The 14,754-nt window shown below is 61.2% G+C and carries 13 protein-coding genes and 1 pseudogene; 4 read left to right on the forward strand and 10 right to left on the reverse strand.

Features of this window, described 5'->3' with window-relative positions:
• Positions 1-117 precede the first annotated feature (117 nt).
• Positions 118-501: pseudogene (locus tag H3V08_RS07550) on the forward strand (DUF3073 domain-containing protein); the annotation flags it as partial.
• Positions 502-914: 413 nt separating this feature from the next.
• Here the strand turns inward: H3V08_RS07550 and H3V08_RS06975 are convergent.
• Positions 915-1,343 carry a sterol carrier family protein gene (locus tag H3V08_RS06975; protein WP_198182186.1) on the reverse strand — a complete coding sequence of 143 codons (429 nt, stop codon included), beginning with the start codon at positions 1,341-1,343 and terminating at the stop codon, positions 915-917.
• A 226-nt stretch (positions 1,344-1,569) separates the two neighbouring features.
• The gene (locus tag H3V08_RS06980) at positions 1,570-1,797 is read right to left on the reverse strand and encodes a hypothetical protein (protein ID WP_198182187.1); all 228 of its coding nucleotides are present in this window, start codon (positions 1,795-1,797) and stop codon (positions 1,570-1,572) included.
• Between the two features lie 153 nt (positions 1,798-1,950).
• On the opposite strand from H3V08_RS06980, the gene H3V08_RS06985 reads away from it, so the two are divergent.
• A complete protein-coding gene (locus tag H3V08_RS06985; protein WP_033491483.1) occupies positions 1,951-2,724 on the forward strand; it encodes a rhomboid family intramembrane serine protease in 774 nt (257 codons plus the stop codon).
• A gap of 310 nt (positions 2,725-3,034) precedes the next feature.
• Here H3V08_RS06985 and crgA read toward each other — a convergent pair whose 3' ends face one another.
• Positions 3,035-3,571: a cell division protein CrgA gene (gene crgA / locus H3V08_RS06990; protein ID WP_232340442.1), complete on the reverse strand. Its 537-nt coding sequence runs from the start codon at positions 3,569-3,571 to the stop codon at positions 3,035-3,037.
• Between the two features lie 88 nt (positions 3,572-3,659).
• On the opposite strand from crgA, the gene H3V08_RS06995 reads away from it, so the two are divergent.
• The gene (locus H3V08_RS06995) at positions 3,660-4,412 is read left to right on the forward strand and encodes a DUF881 domain-containing protein (RefSeq protein ID WP_033491481.1); all 753 of its coding nucleotides are present in this window, start codon (positions 3,660-3,662) and stop codon (positions 4,410-4,412) included.
• Positions 4,409-5,539, forward strand: a complete 1,131-nt coding sequence (locus tag H3V08_RS07000; protein WP_198182189.1) for a class E sortase — start codon at positions 4,409-4,411, stop codon at positions 5,537-5,539. Before H3V08_RS06995 ends, H3V08_RS07000 begins: the two co-directional genes overlap by 4 nt.
• Positions 5,540-5,673: 134 nt before the next feature.
• Here the strand turns inward: H3V08_RS07000 and pknB are convergent, their stop codons facing one another.
• From pknB to H3V08_RS07035, 7 genes are read right to left on the reverse strand one after another with little or no spacing between them, the layout of a single operon-like run.
• Positions 5,674-7,818: a Stk1 family PASTA domain-containing Ser/Thr kinase gene (gene pknB, locus H3V08_RS07005; protein ID WP_198182190.1), complete on the reverse strand. Its 2,145-nt coding sequence runs from the start codon at positions 7,816-7,818 to the stop codon at positions 5,674-5,676.
• Positions 7,815-8,804 (reverse strand): serine/threonine-protein kinase, encoded by a 990-nt coding sequence (locus H3V08_RS07010; RefSeq protein WP_332461793.1) that lies wholly within the window; start codon positions 8,802-8,804, stop codon positions 7,815-7,817. Before H3V08_RS07010 ends, pknB begins: the two co-directional genes overlap by 4 nt.
• Positions 8,801-10,264 carry a peptidoglycan D,D-transpeptidase FtsI family protein gene (locus H3V08_RS07015; protein WP_198182191.1) on the reverse strand — a complete coding sequence of 488 codons (1,464 nt, stop codon included), beginning with the start codon at positions 10,262-10,264 and terminating at the stop codon, positions 8,801-8,803. Before H3V08_RS07015 ends, H3V08_RS07010 begins: the two co-directional genes overlap by 4 nt.
• Positions 10,261-11,760 carry an FtsW/RodA/SpoVE family cell cycle protein gene (locus tag H3V08_RS07020; protein ID WP_198182192.1) on the reverse strand — a complete coding sequence of 500 codons (1,500 nt, stop codon included), beginning with the start codon at positions 11,758-11,760 and terminating at the stop codon, positions 10,261-10,263. Before H3V08_RS07020 ends, H3V08_RS07015 begins: the two co-directional genes overlap by 4 nt.
• Complete coding sequence (locus H3V08_RS07025) at positions 11,757-13,304, reverse strand: BofC C-terminal domain-containing protein (RefSeq protein ID WP_198182193.1); 1,548 nt, start codon at positions 13,302-13,304, stop codon at positions 11,757-11,759. The genes H3V08_RS07020 and H3V08_RS07025 overlap by 4 nt, the downstream gene beginning before the upstream one ends.
• Before the next feature lie 5 nt (positions 13,305-13,309).
• Positions 13,310-13,819 (reverse strand): FHA domain-containing protein FhaB/FipA, encoded by a 510-nt coding sequence (locus H3V08_RS07030; RefSeq protein ID WP_442859363.1) that lies wholly within the window; start codon positions 13,817-13,819, stop codon positions 13,310-13,312.
• 36 nt (positions 13,820-13,855) lie between these two features.
• Positions 13,856-14,560, reverse strand: a complete 705-nt coding sequence (locus H3V08_RS07035; RefSeq protein ID WP_033491473.1) for an FhaA domain-containing protein — start codon at positions 14,558-14,560, stop codon at positions 13,856-13,858.
• Positions 14,561-14,754: the final 194 nt, after the last annotated feature.

The following is a 14,754-nucleotide window of genomic DNA, read 5'->3' on the forward strand; positions in this document are numbered from 1 at the left end:
AAATTGCTTTTATCGTAAAAGTCCGAGTAGACAAGATAAGCAGGTGGTAATCTCTTATGTGATGCAAACTTACAATCACTGTGCCTAACGTGCACGTTACCTGGCGAAGGGGGTCGGATGGGCCGCGGACGTCAGAAGGCTAAGCAGACGAAAATAGCCCGTAAGCTCAAGTATCTGACAACTGATACGGATTACGACGAGCTGGCCAAGGAACTAAGTGGCAAGGAGCCCGGTGAGGGGCCTGCCGATCCCTTTACGGTGGTCGAGGCCGAGTACGGGCATGCGGATTCAGCCGAAAAGTCCTCCGACGCAGTTGGTGCTCTGCCTGATACGGCGGATGCGGCATCAGCCCCTGCAGACGATGATCTGGACGATTATGCGCGCTGGGCTGCCGAGGCCGCGGCCAAGGCCACATCCGGTGAGATGCCGGTGACGCCCAAGCCCCACAAGCGTATCCCCATTCCCGTTCCCAGCATCCTGGGGCATGGTGCCCCGAAGAAGGACACGAAGGACGCAGCCGTAAAGACGGAATCCCAGAAGGCCGGCGCCAAGTCAGGCTCCAAGGCGACCAAGACAGGCAAGAGCGCCGTATCCACCAAGACCGCGGGTAGCAAGGCCTCGAGTGCCAAGGTGGCCGACAAGACATCCGACTCCAAGACGGGTACAACCAAGGCCAAGACCAAGGCATCCGGTAAGACATCGGCCAAGAGTGCTTCCAAGGCCACGGCCGGGTCCGGCTCGGGCAGGAAATCCACGGCATCCAAGTCTTCAACCAAGGCAGGCACGAAGGCATCGGGTACGGCAAAGGCTGGTTCCAAAAAGGCCGAGTGACCTATAGGCCGGTTGCAGGGCAACCGGGTTAATCGCCTGAGGCCTTCTTGCTTTGGTGACTGTCACCTGTTTAGGTGAGTCAATCAGACCAGGGGCAGCAACTCGTGAAGGTCGTCGCGTTCGCCGACGGCGGTTATGTGTCCGACTTCTCGCTCCTCCTGCCAACTGGTTATTCCAGTGGCCAGGCGCAGCCAGACCTCCGGGTCCAGTTCGATGACATCGGGCGGGGTCAGATTGTGGGGGTCCGAAGCCGGACCGTCCAGAATCTTGATGGCCCCCCAAGGAGCCACCCTTACCTCCACTCCTGGTCCGGGGGCCTTGATCTCCAACATATGCAGGGAGTATCGCACGGCCATGGCAGCCTGGCGTCGGGGTACTTCCGGGTCGATGGCCATTCGTGCGGCCACATCATCGGGGTCGGTCAGGCCCTGCCTGATCTCCTTGGCCATATCCCGCCAGGACAGGAAATCCCGACGACCCTCTTCCACGTCAGCTTCTCGTATGACACCCATGTTCCCATTGTGGCCTAGCTGGGGACCTGGCGTGTCACCACTCCCGCCTGGCGTGGTCCATCCCCGGGCAAAACGAGTGGGAGTCCTCGTAAGAGCATGAATATACAAAAAGAGGAGCCTGTTGCCCGCACGTCCGCAAAAGAAGCACGCCGCTTCATGCTCATTGACATGAACGGGCGATGCCTTGCGTGAACGCTGGGTCAGGCTCCCTTCCGGCCGGAACGGTTCAGGCCGCGGCGCCTTCCTGCAGAGGGGAAATGGTGTCCGTGGACTCCTCACCCTCATCCTTGGTCAGGCCCAGGTCAACCGGCGATGAGCTGTTCTCCCAGGGCTCCTCCCAGGGATCATAATCCGGGTTCTGCTGCTTGTATATGAACAGAGCGACAACGCCAGCCAGCAGCGTGCCGAAGAGCAGAGCAAAGAACTTCCAGCCGTTTGAAGATTTGTTCTCCATGTTTGGCTCCTTTCGACGACGATATGCCGGCCTTGCCCGTTATGGCCGACTCCCTTTCCATCCTAGTGGATGGAAGCGAACGGGTGCGACGACGGGCCGATTGAAGCACGGAAAAGGCACACAGGGCCCAAGGTGCCGGGGTAGAGTGGGCACATGCTCAACGGCAAGTACACCAATCCGGGAGGTTCGGGCAGGGGGTCGGGTGGGCCCCTGGCCTACATGCGCAGGCGGTGGGGGAGCGACCTTCCCCTGGCGACAGTAGGGATTACCCTGATTTGCATTCTGGTCTGGCTGGTTCAGATGATTGCCTACCTGCTCCGGCCGCAGGATTATCTGACCGTCCTGGTCAACCGTTTGGCTTTCGCCCCGGCCCTGGCCCTGCGGAACCCGTGGATGTTCGTCACCTCCATGTTCATGCACTCGACCAATGTGACCCACATCCTCTTCAACATGATCACCCTCTGGGTGGTGGGACCGGTATTGGAGCGCTTCCTGGGGAGGTGGCGCTTCCTGGTGCTCTACCTCTTGAGCGGACTTGGCGGCGATCTGGGCTTGATGGTCTATGCCGCACTGGTTCCGAGCGGATGGAGCACGTCGGCCATCGGTGCCTCGGGGGCCCTCTTCGGGCTCTTCGGTGCCATTCTGGTGATTTACCGCCGTATGGGAATGGACATTCGATCCATGGTGATCTGGATGGTCCTCAACTTCTGCATGCCCCTCATTGTGCCGGGAATCGCCTGGCAGGACCATGTGGGCGGATTCCTGGCAGGTCTCCTCTATATGGTCGCCTTGGACCGCATCGCGGGACGGGCCAGGACCGCACGGTCCTTTACCGTGCGGTGGATTGGCATCGCGATTGTCTTCCTGTGGGTTATTGCCGCTCTGGCCTTCCTCTGCAATATGACCAATCCCATCCCCTTCATGTAAGGAGCGCCGGCGGCAAATTACACACGTGTAATCTATCCACAACTGTTGATAAAAGTGTGGATAAGTTGCGTATAAGTCCCTGATTCTGGTGCATATGCTGGGTAAAAGTGTGGATAAGTAACCCAAAATCGTTGCAAATAGGACGATTCTGGGTTGTGTACAAAGTGTTTGTAACTACAGGGTGAAGGGTGTGGATAAGTCAAATTTCTGAGTACGGATGTGACCCCGGATAGTCTGCCGGATATGGAAAACCCCGGAAGCGCAAGTCATAGAGGCTGCGATTCCGGGGCTCTCGGGAAGATGAATCGGCTCAGTGCCACCACATGGTCATCAGGAAGCCGACCAGCAGGATGCCGAAGCCGACGGCCAGATTCCAGTTGCCGATGGTGGGAATCGGGTAGACATTGCCTCGGGTGGAGGAGATGTAGTAGACCACGATCCAGATCAGACCCAGCAACATCAGGGTGACGAAGAGGGGAACGAACCAACGGGGGTTCGCCTTGGTGCCCTTGATGGTCTCTTCCACGCGCTTGGTGTTCTCCTCCTGGCGCTGGATGATACGACGCATCTGGGGGGTCATGTGCTTCTTGTCGACGCTCTGGTTGAGAACCGCCTCGACCTTATCCATGGACAGACCGTACTCCTCGTCATCCAGGTCGTCGTCGGAGTCCTTATCGTCCGAATCGCCGGACGCATCAACATCGGCGTCTCCGGCCTTGGCCTCGGCCTCTTCCGACTTGTCTGGTGCCGACTCGGACCTGGGTTCCCCGGTCTCGACGGTCTCCTCGGCCTTGACAGGCTCCTCGTCCACCGCCTCGTCTGTGTCATGGAGCTGATGCTCTGCCATGAGAATATTCTCCTTCATTCGGTCTACTAAGACATAGTAGCGGTTAGACTCGAACGTAATACTATCGCAGACGGGAATGAGGGGCGCAATGGTCAGGAGGACGGGCAAGCACGGTGCTCGCAAGTCCCTGGTGGGTACGGTGGCGGTGGCTGTGGTCCTGGCTCTTGTCGGGTACATGTTGACTGTGAATATCCGGGTCAACAGGACCGTGACCGTCACATCGGATACGGCCGGCCTGGTGGAGGAACGTGAGAGCAAGGCCTCCGGTCTGCGCCAGGACATCAATTCCATGAGCTCCCAGATCAACGCTCTGAAAAACCTGACTGACGACAAGGACGGATCCGACTCCAGGGAGGATGCCGGGGCGGGAACGGTCCTCAAGGCCGTCCAGGGGCCTGGGTTGACGGTGACCCTGAACGATTCCCCCCTCTGGCAGCAAAAGGTGGGGCAGGACGGATCCTCAGCCAATATCAATGACTATGTGATTCACCAGCAGGACGTGGAGAGTGTGGTCAACGCCCTCTGGGCCGGCGGGGCCGAGTCCATGCAGATTCAGGACCAGAGGGTCCTGCCCACTTCGGCTGTGCGCTGCGTGGGCAATGTGCTCCTCCTGCATGGAAGAAAGTACTCGCCGCCATATAAAATCGCTGCCATAGGTCCGACTGATCGCATGAACAAGGCCTTGGATGATTCGCCGTCAGTCAAGGTCTATAAGGAGTATGTGAATACGCTGGGCCTGGGGTGGAAGGTGGAGAACTCCGATAACCTCCGCTTCGCCGAGGCCACCGCGGTGCTCCAGCCCCTCCAATACGCATCAGTGGACGAGAAAGCGCAAGAATGACATCAGAAGAGCCGGGAAACGACTACGCCCCCGATTCGAGGAATGAGGCCGGGGAAAGCCCCAAAAAAGGCCCCAGCAAACTGGTTTCCGTGGCAGAGATTCTGGGAGAGCTGCTTATAACCCTGGCTGTTTTCTGCGCGCTCTATGTTGTCTGGCAACTCTGGTGGACGGGCGTACAGTCGGAGCACCGGCAGTTGGAGGCCCGTGAGGCCTCCTCCTGGAGCAAACCCGCCTCCGGTGATACCGAGCGCGTGGCCCAGCCCCAGCACGGTAATCCCCCGGTCGAACCGGAATCGGCCGCCGATGGCGAATTGATGGCCCAGCTCTACATTCCTCGCTTCGGCGAGCATTGGGAGCGCAATGTCGTTCAGGGCACCTCGCCCTCCCAGCTGGCCTATGCCGGCATCGGGCATTACCCCACCTCGCAGATGCCTGGTGAACTGGGCAATGTGGCTCTTGCCGGCCACCGCGCCGGATACGGTGAACCCCTGGCCCATGTTGACGAGTTCAAGCCCGGCGATGCCATCGTGCTCCGGACCAAGAACTACTGGTACGTGTACCGCTACACCTCTTACAAGATCGTCCTGCCTGACCAGGTCGATGTGATTGCGCCCAATCCCGAGCGGCCGGACGATCCTGCCACCAAGCGGATGATTACCCTGACCACCTGCGAGCCCAAGTACTCCACGGCCACCCATCGTTGGGTCAGCTGGGGTGAGCTCGACTACTGGGCCAAGGTCTCCGATGGTGTGCCCAGGGAGTTGATGGGGGATCAGGGGACCGATGTGCTCTTCGCCGACAAGGCCTCGACACCCCTGGTCAGGGTCGGTTCTCTCCAGACAACGATTCTGGTGCTGATTGCCGCCTACCTGGTCATCTACCTGGCCGCCCTGCTGGCCTGGCGCTATCCCCTTCTACGGGAAATTAGGAACGGGACCAGGCCCCGCCCGGTGGCCAGCATCTATGGCTGGATTCTGCGTCATCAGTCCGGCACCGCACCCATTCGCTGGATACTGATGATTCTGCTCATTCTGGTCATCGCCTGTGCCCTGCTTGAGTGGGGCTTCCCCTGGCTGGCCACCAATGTGCCCTATCTCAGGCAGATGTCCAACTACTCCGCCTTCTAGAGACGCCCTGGTCGGGATTCCGGGCCTTCGACTTGCGGTCTCCGGTTCCCGACCTATATGCAAGCGGCCGTCCTGCAACTTGAATTGCAGGACGGCCGCTCGTTGTTTGGGAGACCCCGATATCTCTCCCGGGGTCAACTCTTGGTCGAGATGGTCACCGGTGGCTTGTTGTCGACCGGGGCACCCGGGGCCGGGTCGACACCGACCACCTTGGCGTCATCCGTTGTCGGCCCGTTCACGGAAACACTGGTAATGCCCAGTTCCGCGAGTTTGTGCTTGTAGCTGCCCAGGGTGTCGCCATTGTAGGAGGGGATGGCCAGACCACTGGAGGTGGTCAGGTTCACCGCGTCACTGAACTTGTCAATGACGGTTCCTGCCGACGGGTTCTGCTCTGTCACCTTGGCATTGTCATCGTTGGGGCCGTTGACATTGATCTTCACCCCTTCGCCCAGTTCCTGCCTCGCCTGGGCCAGGGTCTTGCCGATGAGGTTGGGCATACTCATCCCGCTGGAGACGGACAGGGTGATCATGGTTCCCTGCTGGACTGATGATCCGGGGGCCGGATTGGAACTGATGACCGTGCCCTTGGCCGCCGTTTTGGAGGGTTCCTCCTGGATGGTGATGTTGAAACGTTGGCTTTGCAGGATATTGGTGGCCTCATCCTTGGACTTGCCGGTCAGGTCAGGCACCTTGGTCATGCCCGAGGAGATATAGAGCAGGACGTTGCTCCCCTTGGGGATGCTCTGCCCGCTGGCGGGGTCGGTTCTGGTCACATGGTCCTTGGGCACGTCCGTACTGTCTTCGACGGAGGCAGCGGGCGATACCTTGAAGCCCGCCTTTTCCAAGGTTCTCTTGGCGCTGTCTTGATTCTGCCCCTTGACATCGGGGATGGCGGAATCCTTGGGTCCTGCCGAGAACCAGACGGTCACCGTGGAACCCTTGGGGACCTGGCTGCCACCCTTGGGGTTCTGCTTGGTGAAGGTGCCCTTGGGCTCGGAGGAATCGTTGTCCTCTCTCTCCTGGTACTTGAGCCCCGCGGCTGTGATCTTCTCCCTGGCCAGGACCTTGGACATCTGATTGGTGATGGTCGGCACAGTGGTGGTCTGCGTGCGGTCCTTGCTGAAGAACGCCCAGGCGCCCAGACCGATGGCCAGGACCAGGATGACCCCCAGAACGGAGCCGATGATAATCTTCTTCTTGCGCTTGGCTTTTTGGGCGGCCTGCTTGGCCTTCTGTGCGGTGGCGATGGGGGCGGCGGCTCGGGCCTCATCCTCAATCGGGCTGAAGGCCTGGGTGGCTGCCGTGGCCTCGTCCTCTGGGGGCAGAGCCGAGGTGGCGGCCTCCTGTTCGGCGTCCTTCCTGGCCTTGAGGTTCGAAAGGTCGGTCAGGGGGTTGAAGGCGGCAGCCACGGGAGTGCCGCCGTTCATGTAGGCCATGATGTCGTTCTTGAAGGCCCCTGCCGTGGCGTAGCGGTTCTGGCGGTCCTTGGCCATGGCCTTGGCGCAGATGGAGTCCCACATCCGGGGAAGGCCGGGCACGATGCTGCTGGGCGGGGTCGCCACCTCGGACACATGCTGATAGGCGATGGCCACGGCCGTATCCCCGTTGAAGGGCGGCCGTCCGGTCAGCATTTCGTAGAGCACGCAGCCAGCGGAGTAGAGGTCGGAGCGCATATCGACGCTCTCGCCCCTGGCCTGCTCGGGGCTCAGGTACTGGGCCGTGCCCACCACACCCTGGGATTGGGTCATGGTGGCTGCGGAGTCATCCAGGGCGCGGGCGATGCCGAAGTCCATGACCTTGACGATGCCCTGCTCCGAAATCATGATGTTGCCGGGCTTGATGTCGCGGTGGATGATTCCCATATGGTGGGAGTACTCCAGGGCGGCCAGGACCCCCAGCATCACCTGCTCGGCGTCACGTTGGCTCAGGGCTCCGTTTTCCTTGAGGATGGCCCTCAGGGTCTGGCCCTTCACATACTCCATGACCAGGTAGGGCACCCGCTCATGGTTGCCCTGGCTGTCGACCAGGATTTCCTCGCCGGAGTCGTATATGGAGACGATGTTGGGATTGTTGAGCTGGGCGACCGCGTGGGCCTCGCGCCTGAACCGGGACAGGAATATCTCGTCGTTGGTCAGGTCGGACCGCATGATCTTGATGGCAACGATCCTGCCGAGCCGGGTGTCCAGCGCTGTGTAGACCTCGGCCATACCGCCGCGCCCGATCAGTTGTTCGAGCTGGTAACGTCCGTTCGCCAAGGAAGGCGGCAGTGTGATGCTCATAGGGTTTCCCTTCCGTTCATCCCTTCAGGAACGTCTGCAGTCTTGTTTCCACTTTGCGTCCAGGGAAGTCTTAACAGGTTTTTCGCCATGTGCGGCTTGCTGATGATTTGCCGTGGCCGGGGTGCATCGGGGTCCATCATCTCCGTCTGGCCGATTTGCTGGTCAAGCAGGCGCTGCTCGATTTTGGCCAGGGTATGGGATACCACCAGGGCATTTGCCGGACGGTCACGTGGATCCTTGGCCAGCATGGACATGATGAAACTGGTCAGCTGGGCGTCGATCGAATCAGGCAGGGGCGGTACGGGGTCGTTCACGTGGGCGGCCGCGATGTCCACCGGAGTGGCCCCGGTGAAGGGCCGATGCCCACACAAGCCCTCGTAGGCGACGACACCCAGGGAATAAATGTCGGACTGGGGGGTGGCCTGGAGCCCCTGGGCCTGCTCGGGCGATATATACTGGGCCGTGCCCACCACCATCCCATCCTGGGTGATCTGACCCTGGTTGGTGGAGTAGGAGACTCCGAAGTCGGTGATTTTGACCTCGCCCGTCTCGGAGACCATGATGTTGGCGGGTTTCACGTCCCGGTGAATCACACCATGCGAGTGGGCCACGTAAAGGCCTCGGGCCGTCTGGATCAGGATGGGCAGGAGTTCTGTCGGCTCCAGCGACCCCCGTGATCGGTAGATGTCCGCCAGGGAGTCGCTGGGGACGTACTCCATGATCAGGAAGCCGATGCCGTCGTGTTCGTAGTACTCGAAGAGGGCCGCGATGTTGGGGTGGGCCAGATTGGCCGAGTTATGGGCCTCTGCCCGCAAGCGAAGGAGCTTGGACTCTTCGTTGGTCAGGTCGCCACGGAGGGCCTTGATGGCGACCACGCGGCCCAGCTCGATGTCATAGCCCTTCCAGACCTCGCCCATGCCACCTTGGGCCAGGCGTCGGTCGAGACGGTACCGACGATGTATGAGCTGTCCCTCTATCAGCTTCACTTGGCAGCCTCCTGCATCACACTCTTCATGATCGGGCCGGCGATTTCCATGCCATAGGAGGAGATGCCGTGGACCACCACGGCGACGGCCACCTTGGGCTTGTCGGCCGGAGCGAATCCTATCATCCACCCGTCATTGGAGGTATTGCCCGCACCGATCTGGGCGGTGCCGGACTTGGCGGCCACCTGCATGCCGGGAATCTGCAAATCGGGATAGCTCTTGGTGGTCACTCCCTCCATCATCTCGGTCAGAGCCTGGGACGTGTCTGCCGAGAAGGTCTGAGAATAGACGGAGGGCGTGGTCTCGCTGATGACGCTCAGATCGCTGGAGCGGACCCGGTCCACCAGGGTAGGCTGCATGAGCTTGCCCTCGTTGGCCACGGCCGCCGCAATCATGGCGTCCTGGAGGGGGGTGGCAAGGGTGTCGCCCTGACCGATGGAGGCGAGAGCTATCTTATCGGGGGTCTGCTCGCCCGGGAACTTGGAGGCCACGGCCCGCATGGGGGAACCGGAGGAGTTGGTCCCGTCCAGGGTGATTGTGGACCCGTACCCGAATTTCTTGGCCTGGTCGGCGATGGTCTTGCCACCCAGGGAAACCCCCAACTGGGAGAAGGCCGTGTTCGAGGAGTAAGCCAGGGCATCCTGCATGCTGATCTTGCCGTTGACCCCGTCCCCGGCGGCCGTGGCATTGGTCATATCGTACGCGGTGCCGGGCAGGGTGTACGAAGCACCTGCCGGGATTTCGCTATCGGGACTGTACTGGCCGGATTCCAAAGCGGCTGCGGCCACGACCACCTTGAAGGTGGACCCAGGCGGATAGAGCTGTGAAGTGGCCCTGTTCAGCATGGGGTTGTCGGCGCGTCTGGCAAGTTCCTGGTAGGCCCTTGAAGCGTCGGAGCTGTCGTGCCCGGTCAGTGCGCCGGGGTCGTAGCTGGGGGTGCTGACCATGGCCAGGATTCGCCCGGTTGAGGGTTCTATGGCCACCACCGAGCCGGACATACCACCCAACATCCGGTAAGCGGTCTCCTGCATGCGGGGATTTATGGAGGTCTCGATGGAGGCCCCCTTGTTCTGGGTGCCAGTGAAGAGCGACTTGGCCCGGTCCATCCAGAGGCTGTCGGACTGACCACTCAGGAGGCGATCCCTGGAAGCCTCGATGCCCCGGTCGGCCGGGCTGGTGATCGAGTAGTAGCCGGTTACCGGAGCGTAGACGTTTCCGTTCATGTACTTGCGCTGGTACTGGAAGGAGTCGTCAATGGGGTCGGACATGGCCATGACGGTTCCGTCCGAGGCCAGGATGGCCCCTCGTGGCGCGGCGTACTCATGGTACAGGGCCCGCATGTTGCGCGAATCCGCGTTCAGGGAGTTTGCCCGGACCACCATGATGAGGGTGCTGGAAATACCCAGGATGACAAAGAGGACAATGACGGCATTGAAAAGCTGCCGTAAGGACTTGTTCATTCCGCCCCTCCCTTCATCTGCTGCGTCGGGGAGTTGCTGGTGTCTGTATGGGCATGACGACTTTCGTTCTCGCTGCCGGTGCTGCGTGAGGACCGGTGGCCCTTGCCTTCGATCTGCTCCTCGGCCTCATGCTGACGCAGAACGGCCAGGGCCTCGTACTGGAAGGTATCGGATGAGACTTCCGGGGCGGGCTTGTTGGCTGCGTTGGAGATGATGATCAGGAGGACGGCCAAAATGCAGTTGGCCACCAGGCTGGACCCGCCGGCCGCCATGTACGGCATGGTCAGACCGGTCAGGGGGATGACCAGGGTGATGCCGCCCACGACCGTGAAGACCTGGAAGGCCATGGTGAAGACCAGGCCGGAGGCCAGGAGTTTACCGAACCCATCCTTGATTTTCATGGCCGTTATCATTCCGGAGGCCACGATGATCAGGTAGAGGGCCAGAACAACCAGAAGGCCGGTGAGCCCAAGTTCCTCGCCGATGGAGGAGTAGATGAAGTCGGAGTTGGCCAGGGGGGTGATCCAGGGCCTGCCCTGCCCCAGTCCGGTTCCTGTCAGTCCACCTGCGGCCAATCCGAAGATGCCTCTGACCAGCTGGCCGGACCCTCCGAATTCCTTGCCGTACTCGGCGTCGCTGAAAGGATGGAGCCAGGCGTCGACCCTGGCCCCTACGTGGGCGAAGACCATGGATGCCACGACAGCCCCGACGATGAAGAAGACCGCGCCGATGGCGATCCAGCTGGTTCGCCCCGTGGCCACGTAGAGCATGGAGACGAACATGGCGAAGTACATAAGGGAGGTACCCAGGTCATGCTGGAGCACCAGGACGCCCAGGGAGATCATCCAGACGATGATGATGGGCCCCAGGTCCTTGATGCGGGGCATCCGCATGCCGAGGAACTTCTTGCCGCCAACGGCCAGCTGGTCGCGGTGGTCGAAAAGGTAGGCGGCGAAGAAGAAGGCCAGGAAGAGCTTGGCGAACTCACCGGGCTGGATGGTGTGGGAACCCACGCCCACCCAGATGCGCGCCCCACCGATTTCGCGGCCGACCACCGGCAGCATGGGGGAGAGGAGGAGTACCAGGCCCACAACCATGCTGACATACGAGAATCGCCGAAGAACCCGGTAGTCCCGCAGAGTGACCACCAGAATCCCGCAGAGGACCAGGGCCAGGCTGAGCCAGACCAACTGGGTCATGCCAACCTTGGTCGGTTCGCCGATTTTGGCATTGCGCAGGTCGATGCGCGTAATCAACGTGGTTCCCAATGAGCTTAGTATGACCACGCTGGGGAGGATGACCTGGCTCCCGTAAGGCTGGAATATCTCCAAAAGTACCCAGAGGGCGATGAAGAGAGCCGCGGTGACCGCAAGCATGGCCATGAAGGGACCAGGCAGGCCCCCGTTGGTCCGGGCGAACATCTGGAAGAAACCGACGAACCCCACCAAAAGGGAGAAGAGCAACAGCGACAGGCGTCGCAGGCGTGTGGAGATCATGAGGAGTGCTGCCCATCCTCTGGATTGTCCGAAGGGGTCGGGGATGCGGATGGCTTGATCCGGTCGCCCCCGTTGTTCCGCTCCTCGCTCAGGCTTCTGGCCTCATGCCTGATCAGGGTGGCATGCTCCTCGGCATCGGCCAGACTGGAGACCGTGATTCCCGCGTCGAGCTGATCGCGCCAGGACTGGGGCAGGTTGCTCACCTCGATGTCGGTTGACCTGACCGGGTGGGAGAGGGAGACCGCGAAGGCCTTGGTGGGCACACCCTGGTAGATGGTGACCCTGCCGTTCTCCTGACCCAGATAGTACTGTTTCTGGCTCCATCCATAGGCGCTGGCTGTTCCTCCCGCCAGCCCCGCCAACACCATGGCGGCGATGGCGGCCAGTACGAGACGCATGCGGAATCGGTGGGAGCGGTCGCGCTTGCGTTGCTCCAGCTGCTCCTTGTGGATGGCATCTGCCACTTCAGGGTCGTAAGGGTCATCCGTTTGCGACCCATCCTTCTTGAGAACAACCGGAATCTCGCTCGTATCGAGCACGTGGCGTTCGCCGCTTTCCTCGCGGGCGGCCGAGGGCTGGACCATGACCCCCCGGGTCTCCTCCTCGTCCGGTTCCCCGCCCTGGGTCAGGACGGCGGCCCGCTTGGCGGGGGACTCGTTGGACTCGTCGCGCAGCCTTGGTGTGGCGGCCACCGGTTCGTCGAGGATGTCGGCCAGGGCTTCCAGGTTGGAGCTTGCCGCTCCACCGACCAGAGGGGTCTGGTGGGGCAGATCAAAGGCATCCGCATCCAGTGCAAGGGTGGCGTCGGCGATGACGACGGTCACGTTATCGGTGCTGCCGGCCTTCAGGGCCATGGTGACCAGCTGCTGGGCGCACTCGGCCTGGTCGGAGACCGACTCCAGAACCTCGGCGATGGTTGAATCCTCCAAAACGCCGCAGAGGCCGTCTGAGCAGAGCATCCACCGGTCGGCGGGCCGGGCCTTGCTGATGGAGATATCCGGTCTGGGGTCGATGTCGAAATCACCCAGGACCCTCATGACCACGTTGCGCTGGGGATGGCTCTTTGCCTCGGCAGGTGAGATGCGGCCCGTGTTGATCAGGTGCTGAACATAGCTGTGGTCCTGGGTCATCCGAACCAGTCGACCTTCGCGCAGGAGGTAGGCCCGGGAGTCGCCGATATGGGCCAGAACCCAGGATCCGTCGGCCAGGGCCAGGGCGGTGACCGTGGTCCCCATCCCCGAGAGTCGATGCTCCCGCTTGGCCTTGCCCACGATGGCATCATGGGCGGCAATGACCGAGGTCTCCATCATCTGGGCCAGGGACTGCACGTCCTGGTCACGGTCGTCACGCTCGATATGGGCCAGTGACCTGATGGCGATGGTCGAAGCCGTGTCGCCTCCGGCATGGCCACCCATTCCATCGCACATGGCCACCAGGCGTTCTCCGGCAAAGGCGGAGTCCTGGTTGTTGCTACGCACATAGCCCACATCGGAAACGGCGGTGGAATACAGGAACAGACGTTCGGATTGGTCGGTCTTGGTCATGGCGCCTACCTCAACTCGAAGGTTGTGGCGCCGATTCGAACGGGCACTCCGGCCGGCAGGATGGTCGGCGTTGCGATGCGCTGGCTCGAAACAATGGTGCCGTTGGTCGACCCAAGGTCCTCGATGGCCCACTGGCCGCTGGCCGGGTCCTGATAGACCCGGGCATGGTGGCCGGAGACGAATTCGTCATCCAGGACGAGGGTGTTGGAAGAGGATCGACCCATGGTGATGGGCTGACCCGAGAGCGGGGTGGTGGACCCGGCCAGGGGTCCATCAATGACCACCAGGAGGGTGGGGCCGGCCTGCGGGGAACGGCCGGCAGCCACCGGAGCAGCCGAACGGGTCGCCGGGGGTACCTGACGGCGTGCTGCACGTTGGCAGCGTCGGCGGGTGTGCGAAGTACGGGGCGAGAAAGTCTCGATATCCTTGCGCAGGGACCTGATTGCCAGCCAGACAAAGACCCATAGCAGTGCCAGGAATCCATATTTGAGGATGGCGAATGTCAGTTCGGTCAGCATAATGATATCGACCTTACGTCAAGGCCTGGCTATTTACGAATCCTGCTCCTGCGAAGAAGCCCAATACAGGATGCGCGTTCGGCCAACGGTGATGGTATTGCCGTCGAGCAGGGTGGCGGCGGGAACCTGGTGCCCTTCCACGTATGTTCCGTTGGTGGAGCCCAGATCGCGGGCGACTACGCCCTTGTCGGTGATTTCAATCTGAAGATGGCGGCGTGAGATTCCCGCATCGTCAATGACGATGTCGCATGAGGATCCACGGCCGATGGTGGTCTTGGGGGCGGTCAGGAGGTACTGCCGACCATTGATTTCCAGAACGGGGCAATCCTTGGATTCGCTGGGTGTGGTGACCGGAGCCGCGTTCCCCTGGACAGACTCCGCGCTCAGGTGGAAGTCACCCTTGTTGAGGTTCAGATCCTCTTCGAAGATGACCACGACCGGGCCGACAAAAGCGTAATGCTGGCTTTCGGCGTACTTGGTGAGGTTATCGGCCAGCTCGTTGGCCAGGGCCTCGGATCCCCACTGTTCGATCCGGTCGAAGTCCGGGGTCGAGAGTCGGAACCGGTACTCATTGGGTGCCACCGTGCGGTCACGACCGACGGGCATGGCCTGTGAGTCTATCTCGCGCTCGAGGGCGCTTGACAGGTCGACAGGCTGAAGATCCTTGGAGCCAAACTTCGAGAAGACGCCGTTGACGGCCCCCTCCACGCTCTTCTCGAAACGGTCGAGAACGCTCATAGTTAACCCTTTCTATATAACTCCTTTATAGTACGTGACCGTGAGCGGGGCAGCAGATGTGCCCGCGGATACTTGCAAATTCTTCAATGAAACCAGCCAGACCGGTCTTTGAAAAGGTCGGTATTGCAAGGGTTCATGCGGATTCCGGGGCGGATACCCGGGCAGGGATGGCCGTGGTGATGCTGATAACGAGA

The organism is Bifidobacterium sp. M0307 (assembly GCF_016100445.1).
In the GTDB taxonomy this organism is placed as follows: domain Bacteria; phylum Actinomycetota; class Actinomycetes; order Actinomycetales; family Bifidobacteriaceae; genus Bombiscardovia; species Bombiscardovia coryneformis.